Source organism: Aquimarina addita (assembly GCF_039539305.1).
Classification (GTDB): domain Bacteria; phylum Bacteroidota; class Bacteroidia; order Flavobacteriales; family Flavobacteriaceae; genus Aquimarina; species Aquimarina addita.
Window position 1 is genome coordinate 1 of sequence record NZ_BAABCW010000035.1, and the last position, 11,672, is coordinate 11,672.

The 11,672-nt window shown below is 30.4% G+C and carries 13 protein-coding genes; 2 read left to right on the forward strand and 11 right to left on the reverse strand.

What is annotated here, in order from left to right; translation table 11 throughout:
- Nucleotides 1–142: 142 nt before the first annotated feature.
- The 9 genes from ABD816_RS21600 to ABD816_RS21640 all read right to left on the reverse strand — a co-directional run bounded on the left by ABD816_RS21600 (nucleotide 143) and on the right by ABD816_RS21640 (nucleotide 7,138).
- Complete coding sequence (locus ABD816_RS21600) at nucleotides 143–673, reverse strand: hypothetical protein (protein ID WP_344930954.1); 531 nt, start codon at nucleotides 671–673, stop codon at nucleotides 143–145.
- A gap of 219 nt (nucleotides 674–892) precedes the next feature.
- Nucleotides 893–2,026 (reverse strand): WG repeat-containing protein, encoded by a 1,134-nt coding sequence (locus ABD816_RS21605; RefSeq protein ID WP_344930956.1) that lies wholly within the window; start codon nucleotides 2,024–2,026, stop codon nucleotides 893–895.
- Between the two features lie 224 nt (nucleotides 2,027–2,250).
- Complete coding sequence (locus ABD816_RS21610; protein WP_344930957.1) at nucleotides 2,251–3,321, reverse strand: hypothetical protein; 1,071 nt, start codon at nucleotides 3,319–3,321, stop codon at nucleotides 2,251–2,253.
- Between the two features lie 417 nt (nucleotides 3,322–3,738).
- On the reverse strand, nucleotides 3,739–3,969 hold the full coding sequence (locus tag ABD816_RS21615; RefSeq protein WP_344930959.1) for a hypothetical protein: 231 nt from the start codon (nucleotides 3,967–3,969) through the stop codon (nucleotides 3,739–3,741).
- Nucleotides 3,966–4,346, reverse strand: coding sequence for a hypothetical protein (locus ABD816_RS21620; protein WP_344930960.1), 381 nt, complete (start codon nucleotides 4,344–4,346; stop codon nucleotides 3,966–3,968). The genes ABD816_RS21615 and ABD816_RS21620 overlap by 4 nt, the downstream gene beginning before the upstream one ends.
- A 306-nt stretch (nucleotides 4,347–4,652) precedes the next feature.
- On the reverse strand, nucleotides 4,653–4,796 hold the full coding sequence (locus ABD816_RS21625; RefSeq protein ID WP_344930962.1) for a hypothetical protein: 144 nt from the start codon (nucleotides 4,794–4,796) through the stop codon (nucleotides 4,653–4,655).
- Between the two features lie 97 nt (nucleotides 4,797–4,893).
- Complete coding sequence (locus tag ABD816_RS21630) at nucleotides 4,894–5,427, reverse strand: hypothetical protein (RefSeq protein ID WP_344930964.1); 534 nt, start codon at nucleotides 5,425–5,427, stop codon at nucleotides 4,894–4,896.
- A 255-nt stretch (nucleotides 5,428–5,682) separates the two neighbouring features.
- The gene (locus ABD816_RS21635) at nucleotides 5,683–6,117 is read right to left on the reverse strand and encodes a hypothetical protein (protein ID WP_344930965.1); all 435 of its coding nucleotides are present in this window, start codon (nucleotides 6,115–6,117) and stop codon (nucleotides 5,683–5,685) included.
- A 295-nt stretch (nucleotides 6,118–6,412) separates the two neighbouring features.
- Nucleotides 6,413–7,138, reverse strand: a complete 726-nt coding sequence (locus ABD816_RS21640) for a hypothetical protein (RefSeq protein WP_344930967.1) — start codon at nucleotides 7,136–7,138, stop codon at nucleotides 6,413–6,415.
- A gap of 265 nt (nucleotides 7,139–7,403) precedes the next feature.
- On the opposite strand from ABD816_RS21640, the gene ABD816_RS21645 reads away from it, so the two are divergent.
- Nucleotides 7,404–7,940, forward strand: a complete 537-nt coding sequence (locus tag ABD816_RS21645) for an IS110 family transposase (RefSeq protein ID WP_344930968.1) — start codon at nucleotides 7,404–7,406, stop codon at nucleotides 7,938–7,940.
- A gap of 42 nt (nucleotides 7,941–7,982) precedes the next feature.
- The gene (locus tag ABD816_RS21650) at nucleotides 7,983–8,459 is read left to right on the forward strand and encodes a transposase (protein ID WP_344930969.1); all 477 of its coding nucleotides are present in this window, start codon (nucleotides 7,983–7,985) and stop codon (nucleotides 8,457–8,459) included.
- Between the two features lie 347 nt (nucleotides 8,460–8,806).
- Here the strand turns inward: ABD816_RS21650 and ABD816_RS21655 are convergent, their stop codons facing one another.
- Together ABD816_RS21655 and ABD816_RS21660 are read right to left on the reverse strand one after the other, a co-directional pair.
- Nucleotides 8,807–9,766, reverse strand: coding sequence for a hypothetical protein (locus ABD816_RS21655; protein ID WP_344930970.1), 960 nt, complete (start codon nucleotides 9,764–9,766; stop codon nucleotides 8,807–8,809).
- Between the two features lie 237 nt (nucleotides 9,767–10,003).
- Entirely contained in the window at nucleotides 10,004–11,419 is a 1,416-nt protein-coding gene (locus ABD816_RS21660) for a cyclodeaminase/cyclohydrolase family protein (RefSeq protein WP_344930971.1), read from the reverse strand.
- Nucleotides 11,420–11,672: the final 253 nt, after the last annotated feature.

Here is an 11,672-nt window from a genome sequence, read left to right on the forward strand (position 1 = left end):
ACGCTTAATGGCGTTGCCAACATTCCAACACTATAAAATCATCATCATAATGAAATAAATAAAATAAAAAAATATCGTAAATTTAACCTAGGACTTGGGAAAGGGCTTTACATAGGACAAATTGTTAGGTTTTAGTTTTTTATTAGCTTAGTTTTCCATTTGATATTAAACATTTTCCTTTTAAGGTTATTTCAAGTTTAGGGCACATCTCTGTAATTTTTAATAACTCATCAATTTCATTATCAAATTCAGAACCCAAAATAACCGATTTTAGCTCTTTTTTGGTCAGCAATTTTATCAATCCTGTTTTTGTTATCGAGGTATTCGCAATATGAATCAATTCCAATTGCTCAATATCTGATAAAAATTCAATACAATCATTAGTCAATTGAGGGTTGTCCTTAATTCTTAACTCTCGTAACCGCTTCAATTGATTCAAGTTTACAAGACCACTATCAGTTATTTCTGTCGAATCCAAATCCAGCAATTCTATCGTTTCCACCTGTCCAATAAACACAAGATGTTTATCTAATAAATCAGAACTTGACATATTCAAATGCTTTAGATTTTTAAACTGAGTCAGTTTTTTAAACTCATTATTGTCAATTTCTCCAAAAAATGAAAGATTCAGATAATCCGTATCTATATTTACTTCTTTATCAATTATCAGCATTTTATCTAGTTGGTCTTAATTAAACCTAACGGACTTGTGTATAAAACGTAGCGTGCAAAAAGACACTAACTTTTCAGATAAACACATAGCCGAATTTTTATATTTTGTTTTAATTTTCCTTTTTTTTAAAAGCCAAATTAAAAATTTGACTGTTTTTACAAATAAACACAACCTTTTGGTTCAGCACTTATTAGCTATGTTTTATACACCATGTTGTGCTTAGTACTTTTTTGGTTCTATAACATTACCTTCTTTATTAATGTATACATAATAACCATTGAATCCTTGAGAAAGATGTATTCTTGCAAGATTACCTTTGAAAGGTTCAACTTCTTTATATTGCGGTTTAACTTTTACTTCTCCTCTTATGTTCATAAAGCCGTATCTGCTTTGACTCAATCTTTCTCTCCTTTTATAAAAAGGAATCATTCCATTTGAGACATAACCTAAAAAATAGTCCTTGCTAATCTTAAAAAGAATCTTTCCATTTTTGTCTATATAACCTACTTCATTTTTAGTGGAGAATCTAGCAACTCCCTCTTTAAAACTCATTAAGGTCTCAAATTTACTGTTAGGTTTAATCACAATATCTCCATTTTTGTTAACATATCCATAGCCTTTTCCTTCTTCATAAAATATTGCTAAACCTTCACTAAAATTGTCACAAGTGTATGATGATTTTATTTCAAGAACTTCTTTTCCTTCTTTGTTTAAAAACTTAGTCTTAAACCCAGAATCTTTTACTGCAGCAAGTCCATTGGAAAAACTAGTAGCTATGTAATATTTTGGTTCTATCACATATTTTCCAGATTTATTGATGTAACCAAAATTAGTGCCATTCTTTGAAACTAAAGCGAGACCGTTTTCAAAATTATATGCAGTTTTATATTGTGGACTTACAACAACATTTCCTTTGGTGTCTATATAGCCAAAACCATTTTTTGTTTTTATAATTGACAAACCTTCATTAAACTTATTAAGCTTATAATACTGTTCCAGCTTAATGTCAATCATTTCACCTTTTGTGTTGATATAAACTTTTTTGTCCTCCTTGGTTGTAACAATGGCTATACCATCTTTGAACTTTCCTGCATCTTCAAAATTGGGAGGTATTACAAATTGTCCTGTCTTGTCAATATATCCATAATAGCCCTTTTCTCTAATGGCTGCTAATCCTTCAGAAAAATCCAGCGCATAATAAAATTTAGGCTCAATAATCACCTTCCCAACGGAATTTATATATCCATACTTCCCGTTATTCATTTTGATAGGATATAAATCGTCTTGCTTATTTTGGGAGTTACAACAAGTAATAAGCATTATTGAGAACAAAAATATTATGATTTTTTTCATTATTAGTTTTTGGGGTATTAAGTACAACGGACTTGTGTATGAAACGTAGCTTGTAAAAAAACACTAACTTTTCGGGTTAACACAGAGCCGAATTTTTATATTTTGTTTTTAATTTTTCTTTTTTAAAAGCCAAATTAAAAATTTGGCGGTCTTCTCAAATATACACTAACGTTTTGGTTAAGTACTTATTACCTACGTTTTATAAATCGTGTTGGCAACTGGCTTTACTTGTAGTCTTTAAATTCAATTAATCCAAAATCTTTTTTAGTTTTTGTTTTATTGATGACTTCAATTTCCCCTTGGTCATTTGCTTGATTACAAGAGTAATTATCTTGACCTATCTTATGTAAAAACCATTTGTCTTTTTCATATTTAAACGTTATTACTACAAAACTCTTATCACAAGCTCCAAAAAGCTGTTCAATTGAGAAAAAATTATTTTTTATAGAAATACCACTGAAAGGGTCACCAACACCTGCCCCTCCACAATTTGAACATTCTAAAACGTGATTATTTGTTGAAGCAATTTTGAAATTGGGATAACTTTTTAATGTTTCAACTAAAACTACTATTCTTGAGTAAGAATCATCCATTCCGGTAAGTTCTATATTTGGGTATTCATTTTGTAATACAACTATATAATCATCTATTTTATCATTATTTATATCTCCTTTTTTCCAATGTATTACAGAGTGGTTTTTTATTGACTTTGATAAAAAATCAGATAGAATATTTAAGGTATCTTTTGATTTTGTATTGCTTTTAGAAAAATAAAGGTATTTTTCACAACCTTCCTCTAATTTCGTATAATAATTCATAGAATTACCATAATTCTGAATAACAAAATTCATTTCTTTATTTTCAAATAAGGCAGATACTTCTGTGGGGAGAGTTTCTTCTTTTTTTTGAATTAAAGAGTCAGGTATATCTTCAAAATATTCAGGTCCTAGTTCTCCCTTATTTTCATACCATTCAATTCCTTTAAAATTTAAATAAAGAACTTTGTCTTCTTCGATTATATCTAAATAATTAGAAATTTCTCTCTTTTTAGATTTAAATTTATAATGATATTTATTATTCTTTTTAAAGATATTAAAGGTTAAATTACAATTTTCATTTTCCCACCTTCCAACTAAGTTGACTCTGTTAAATGAAGATTTAGTTTCCCATAATTGGTTTTGAGTATTTACAGAATCTTTTTTAATTGTAGATTTTTTTATAGTGACTTTGTTATCAGTAGTTATATTACATCCAAAAAAAGTAAATAAAAAGAGTATAATAGTAATTAGTTTCATACTAGATTTTTTGCTTGTTGCCAACGTTTAGTTTAGTGTAAGGAACGTAGGGCAGAGGGTAAGCACTGTCTTTCGAATTCTCACTAAGCCAAATTTACATATTTTGCGTTTATTTTTCTCTAAATGCCAAACTGGAAATTTGGTGACCTCATAAATAAACCCAAGCCTTTAAATTAAGCCTAAACCACCCTATGTTTTTTACACGTTGTTGTGTGTAGGCTATTCTATTTTTTCAATTTCAGGTTCCGATTGTGCTACTACATTCAGTACGTGATTTTCACTTAGGAAAGCATAATGTTTAAATTCCCCAGGGTAATCCTTAGTTGCAAAAGTGTCAGTTTTTATATGATCTAAGAAATTTGAATTAGATTATATTCTCGGATTACGTCCTGTAAAATCGTCTCCTAGTTTATCGGCTTAACTTTCGTCCAATACAGAATAACCTATGTAGCTATCACACGTTATTTTATATTTATAATCATCATTCATCAAAATCGGATGGACAGGATCAAGATTTTGATTCCCAACTGATACGTCTTGCTCTTTTTTAGAAACGATTCCGTAAATCAGTTTAAACTCTAAAGAATTGTCTTCTGGTTCTTTGATTTTAGTTATAAAATAATATGTAGCAGGTTCGATTTCTTTCATTTGTTGCTTTTTATCAATTCCTCTTTTATGAACTTTATAGATTCTGAATAATAATCATTCCCGTTCCAGTTTCCAATTTCTATTTGAGTTTTTTGATTGTATAAGCATATAATAGCAGACATAGGTTCTAGTTGTATTCCAAAAGATGTTTTTCCATCGTCATATATGGCGTAACTGTTTTCAGTTTCAGCTTTTCCCCAAGTTGTTTTTTCAATCAGTTTGGTTGCCTGATAAAACTTCAAATTATTAAAAATTTCAAGTTCTTTTTCTTTCAGAATCTGGTAAATATCTTTCCCAAATGATATATATCTAGTTTTAACTTCCTCATAAGTTTCCTCAATATATTCTTGAGAATTATTTAATAAAGAGTGAGTCATTTTTCTTTTTTTCGCTTACACACAACGCCAAATATATGAATCGGAGCAAGGTAAGCAAGCCTAAACCAATTGATCTATGTGCGCATTTTTATTTCTTATTTAATTTATAAAAATCTAGCGCCACCACATAAAGGAAATGACCTTTCGATCTGGCACTAAACTTTACTCTGATTTCATATATAATGTTACAGCACGTACTATTTCTTTATGATTTTTGTATTTTTATTCTGTTTCTTGTTGGGTATAAACCTGCGCAAAACTTTTCATTTTAAATTTATTTTTAATGAAAACCATATGGTTCTTTATTTAAAAACAATCACTTCCTGCACCCTCTATAGGTTTTTCTATACAATTACCATCACCAAAACATACAGTTTCAGTACAAGGTCCGTCATCCTGAGAACAAGAGAAAAAGGCAAAAGCAAAAATAGTAAATAATAGATATTTCATTTATTTAATAATTTTAGTAAAAACATATGTGTCTTAGTAGATAAAAATGTTACCACGTTGTTGATATTTTTTGTTCTAACATTGTAGATGATTTTTTTTAAATACAATTATTATTGTAGAAATTAACAATCTTATATACGTCCTTTTTTTTGAATTCCTTTTTCTTTATTTTTTTAAGAAGCAAAGGGCAATCTTCAAAAAAGTTTAGCTCAATTTTATTAAATTTTCGTCCGATTCTAATGGTTACTGTATTTTTTTCCATAAAATACAGTAAGCTTGTTGATACTTTTATTCTAGTTGAAATTTCTCTATTTGCAACAATTATATTGTAGAGATTAATTTTTCCTAATCGCACGACTTTCATAATTTGAGGAAAATTACTTCCAACTTTTTTGTAACGATATTTTACAACTCCTTTTTCTGTAATGTCATAACCAGTTATATGATTATAATCATATGGTTTGGCTTTTGAATTCTCATTGTCTTTATATTTTATTCCTCCAAATTTTCTTTCTTTAATTAGTCCATTTTTAATGTTTCCATCTTTTAGATAAATTTTTCCTACCTTAAATTGTGCATTTATAGTTAAAAAAAATAACATTAAAAAAAAAGTAAGATAACCTTTTTGCATTGTGGTTTACGATTTTATTATTTGTAACATTTCATTTTAAGTATTCTTTCGGGAAAGATCATTTCATTCCATTCTGAATTATGTGCTGTAACGTTTAATATATGTGTCTTGGCGAGACAAAATGTTACCCTACTTTTTGATTTTTCTGCGAAATGATTGCTATTTTGTTGTTTAGCAAGCATTGCGCCATTGCAAAAGTAGAACAACTATTCGATCCAGCTATTAACTGCTATGATCACATATATCCCGATAACATTAGTTGTTTTGGCTTTTTATTAATTCCGTTATTGTTTCGTAATCTGCGGTTTTTTTCCATTCTAAGTATGGCTTTGGAAACTTGAGAATATTTAAAACCTCATCAGAGTATTCTTTTAGGAAGTCATATTCGAATTCAAAATCGTAGAAAGATTTCAATTCAGTATACTTTCTGAAAATTGGTGTTGATTCGTTCAAATAATACTCCAAAATATGACTAGGGCTCAATAATTTTTTGTTCTTTTGGTTGCCAATATAGATATATGGCATGTCATATCCGCCGTGCTGAATTGTAATTAATATTTTTTCTTTAGATACAAATAGAGTTTGTCCGCTTTCGGATTTAATCTTTTCAAAACCTAATTTAGGTAAAAGTAAAGATGCTTTTTCAGATAGCTTATCATATAACGGATGATGTGGCCAATCAAAGGACATATTTTTTGTTTTTATTAATACTAACGGTCTCGGCTAAGCGTAGTGCGGGGGCAAGGAAGCTTTTCGTTTCCGTCTGCGCACTAAGCTAAAGCTTTTGGTCTTGCTTTTTTTGTCCAAAGCTAAATCCATAAGATTTAGCGACTTAGTAAATATACACAGACCATTTGATTTAGCTGAAACCCCCGCATTACGTTTAGGCATTGTTACCAAACGTTTTTTGCATTCTCTCGGCACTTTCTATTACACATTTTTGGCAGGTCCATCAGCGCAACAATTGCTTTCGAGTGAAGTCCATCTACACTGGCAAGCTAAAAATTCCATTCGTATAATCCGAAATTATCGTAATTATTTTAAAAATACCGTTGTTGAAGGCGTGAAAACAAATCGCCAGTAGAATTCCAGAACTTAGACGTATATAAGAGTATACCATAGCTCCTAAAATTCTTGGTAATATTATTACTGGTGAAAATAACAGAACCTCGGCTGTTAGCTCGTAATTTTTAAGATGAAGAAAACTGAAAATTAATAGAAAGAAGTAAAAAACAATGAGCTTATTGTTAGTCCAAAATTTCTGAAATAGTTCTATTGTATTTTGCTTTAAAAATAAATACAGAGTTATGCCGATAGCTGCACTAATTATGAAGCAATACAGGTATTCGATTTCTCCGAAAATCTTCAAAATTGCCAAATTTAAACCCATCGCTGATATTATTAGATTCCATTTGGAAAATTTTAAAGGTAGCCTAAAGGTTAATTCTTCGACTATTGGCGCATAGACCGCAATCAAGAATAATACTTCAAAATCGCTAGAATTTCTAAACCTTCCCCTGTTTAAATTCGCTGGTATTTCAAAGATGTCCAACGATTCTAAAAAGTAAGCGATACCAAATGTTGATATTTTGAAAAACACTAAAATTAAAAACATTTTAATCAAAAAGAATACAAGTTCTTTTTTGCTCCTTTCCTTTTTATCTGCAAATCCAGTTTTTGCTAGATTCCAAATGTTTTTTAGTTCTGACAAAATTTTTCTTAAAATGTGTGGTAACGGCTCCGTATATGAAAAGTAGCGCTGAAAATAAGCGATAACTTTTCGGATTAAACACAAGCCTAATTTTTATATTTTACTATTTGTCTTTTTCTTAGGAAATCGTCAAATTTAAAAATTTGGCGACTTTCCAAAAACGCCCAAACCTTTGTGTTAGCAATTACCTGCGCTATTTTTTATAGCAACAATGTAAAAGCAGTATCCTAAGTTAGTATAATAAAAACCATTTAATTTCTTCATTATGAAAACAAAGGACACTGCATCATCAAAGTTATTTATTGGCATCGACGTACACAAACGAAGTTGGAAAATTCATACGGCTATAGATTTGTTCGATGGATCTTCTATTACGACTCCACCTAATGGCTACGTTTTACAAAAATATGTTGAACGTCATTTTAAAGATTATCAGGTGTTTTGCTGTTATGAATCGGGCTGTTGTGGTTTTAGCCATCATCGCTTATTCGAATCATTTGGATGGCATTCATTAGTTGTTAATCCAGCAGATGTACATCGTCCCGCCAAAGCACAATTTCAGAAAACCGATAAAATCGACGCCAGACTGCTTTGCAAAGAACTAAAAGATGGTCGTCTTAAGGGAATTTATGTTCCTGATGTGGAACGAGAACAATTGCGTTGTCTATTTCGTCGACGTAATGATTTAGCTAAAGAACAACGCAAGATCAAAACTCAGGTCAAAATGCAATTACTTTATCTAGGTATTGAGATTCCTAAAGCACTAGACAAGCCACATTGGTCTCATAAATTTAGAAATTAGCTTAAAGCCTTATCTTTCGATTACAAGACAATGGATTATTGTATGGAAACTCGATTAGAGGCGTATGATTTTGTAGATAAGCAAGTGCGAAGTGTGAGTGTCAAATTACGTGCTTATTGTCGTAAACATTATAAAAAAGATTATTATCTGCTCAGATCCGTTTCTGGAGTAGGTTCTATTGTGACTTGTGGTATTATCAGTGAGTTGGGAGATCTTAGAAGATTCAAAAACTTTAAGCAGTTAGCCAGTTATGTAGGTTTGATTCCATCAGTACATCAGAGTGGGGATCATCTAACAACTGCGGGGCTTAAACCTAGAGCCAACCAACTTATGCAGAGTTATTTGGTAGAAGCCACTTGGCAAGCTTTACGTTTTGATCCTGTGATGCAAGCATATTATCGTTCTCATCAAGGGAAGGATGTGAAACGTATCTTAGTGAAAGTGGCCAGAAAATTATTAAGTCGGATTCATGCGATTATAAGAACAGAAACACCCTATCAAATAGGTGTGATAAAATAAAAAATGACATAAGCCTTAAAACTCGAAAATACTTTTGGCTCAGAATGGGACAACTAAACACTATAGGTGAAACTTTTATTGGTTATCACATTTTATAGCAAGTTGCCCTGTTAGCCAATCATAATCATAGAGATGCTGGTGGATCCGCAAGCGGATACCACATATAGGATGCGGAGTTACTTATAGGGCTGAGTATTGAAATATTGACAACGCTTAATGGCCTTGCCAACATTCCAACACTATAAAATCATCATCATAATGAAATAAATAAAATAAAAAAATATCGTAAATTTAACCTAGGACTTGGGAAAGGGCTTTACATAGGATACCTTGTTATGCGCTGGCTTTCACAAGCTATTTGATTCGGTTAATACGTCAGTTGTATTGCTTAATTTTAATTCTGTGATATTTTGGTTACTAACGCATTTATTTAAATTCTCAAATGCTTTTTGTGCTTTGTTTTTATTGAAATATCGGTTGAAAATTATTCCTGTGATATCAGCTATTTGAATTTCCCAATTTTCATCAGATTCCAAAAAATCACAATTTTCCCGAAATAATTCGGTGAAAAATAATACAGTTTCACTTTTTCCTTTATATTTTTCTAAAAATGGATGTCCTTTTTCTTGCCATTCATCTAATGCTGGCAAAGGGTTTTTCTCATTAAATGATTGAAATGAGTTTCTTAGTAATTCCTTCCAGAATTGGTTTGCCTCTTGACCTTTAATAAAGTCCTTATCTATTTTGTATTTTAAATTTAATAGATTAAAAGAATCTGAGTCTTCAACCATTTCAAGAATTATAGAAATTCCAATAGCATTTTCAAATGTTTGATTAATTAATCTCCTAAGAAGTATCAGTTTCATAAAATGTTGATAGTTCATTTTTTTAGCATTTTTATGCCAAATTGATAGTTTTTTGTAAAATTTTTCCCAATGTGGTTTGTTTTTTTCTTTGGCTAAATCGACAAGTTTTTGGATGCTTTCAACCTCAGTTTTTTTAATGGACTTCATCAATTCCTCGGGATTCTCTGATGGGGAAAAATAAACGACTTGATTTATTATGCAAGGTTCTTTAGTATAGACCATTTCAGTAAATTGAAATAATTCTTCTTCATTCAAATCGCTACCCTTGATTTCATTCTTTGAATTGAATTTTTCTTTTGGTATTGTTTCAAGCCATAACTCGTACTGTTGCTTTTTTAAAGCCAATTTTCCATTTTGTTGTTGTAAAAGAACTGCAACAAAAAAACTTTTTAATTCAGATTTTGAACTAAAATCTCCCGTTTCATCTATGGCTATAATCATACATTACGATATTTTATCAGCTTGCACATAATGTTTGGTGTAAGGAACGTAGGGCATAGGATAAGCACTGTCTTTGGACTCTCACTAAGCCAAATTTACATATTTTGCTTTTATTTTTCTCTAAATGCCAAATTGGAAATTTGGAGACATTATAAAGAAACACAGGCCTCTAGATTAAGCCTAAAACGCCCTATGTTTTTTACACATTGTTGCCAGTAGTATTTCTTGGAGAATTTATCAAAATTCTAATAATTCAAGTTCCTCTAATCTTATTGCCATTGCAGTAACAGAAACACCAAATAGTTTGTAAATCGATTTAAAATTTTGATTGCTAAAACTCTCTGCAGAAGCTAATTTGAATGCAAGCCCTCTTAAATTTTTTGAATCTGCTCTTAATTTATTTGGTGAATCTTGAATTAGATTAAATGAGTTATCCTCGTTAATTGTAAATTTATCAGTTAAAAATAATTCTCTAAAAACCGATTTAATTAGTTTACTTGGCATTAGAAAATGAGTAGCAAATCTATCGGCTTGATATTCGGTAGTATTACGACGCAATTTCTTTCCTGAACCGTCTATAGGTCTATCTCTGTGTAAAATTGTTTGTTTGTGTAATAAAGCGTGTCCTAATTCGTGAGCAGCTGTAAAATTTTGAGTGTTTTTATCAAATCCATTAGAAACTAAAACGATTCTTTGTTTTTGGTCTATTAATCCAGCAATTTCATAATCTTCACTTCCATTTTCTGAAAGATAAATTCCTTCGGTTACTGCGTAATGATATCCCAAAGCCTTTTTAAGAATAATATTTGGTTTTAAAACTTTGGTTGGATGGTCAGGTATATTTTTGTTCCATATTGTCTTTCTATTCAACCACAGTATATTTTGTAAATCACTTGCTAATTTTTCAATATCAAAATCAGACAATTTATTTTTTGATTTTATGCCATGTAATAATTTATCAATAGCTGTATAAAGTTTCGAATTACTTTTTACTTCCTTTTCTAAAACATCAAGTTTTGAAGTGGCGAGTTCATTGAGTTGGTTATAACGAATTTTTAAATCCTTTGTTTCTTTACTTACTTCAGAAATCCATTTGTTTTCATCACTTCCATAGGATAATAAATTAAGTTGAATTATTGATAGACAACCTGCAAGACCTGCGACTGCACCATTAAGTGCAACTTGAGAGTCGCCTCTAGCAGATTTAAATGCGTTATCAAAAACATAATCTGCAATAACCGCGAGCTCAATACAAAGTTTGGCAATAGTTAAAGGAATTTGTATTGAAATTTTAAGTTCAGAAAGTGCTTTTATACCTAATCGGTTTTTTTCAAAAGCATTAGTTTCATTATTTCTATCCTCACGAGCTTGAATAGTTTTTCCAAATTGAATAGCATCTTCTTGAAAAAGCTCTTTTAATTGGGGGAAAATATCATTGTGAATTTTCTCGTCCATTCTTAATAATTCTGGAAGGACATTTTTGTAACGTTCTTTCCGCTTTTCTTCATTAGTTAAACTAATAACAGTTACTAAAAGTTTAGCTGACAACATTCCTTGAAATGCAGCAGCACTTCCAGAACCAGGTTTGTGATTTCCAGCACCAAATTTTTCAAGAAGTTCACCCGTTGTAACTTTTAGTAAATCAATATCCATAAATTATCAAGTATTTAATTTAAGTAAAAATACTTTAATTTTTTCAAAATTCTGATTTTTAAACGGTTATAATTGTTTCTTGATATGTTCGTAAAGGGAGATAGTTTACACAAGTTAAAGATTAAGGTTTACACTAAATTAATTTCTAATCTTGTTGATTGTTGTTTATTTCTAAGATGTTTTTCATCAAAGAAACCTAAAAATACATTTCTAAAAAAGACTTTCCAAATACCATTGCCAATATCTTCAATAG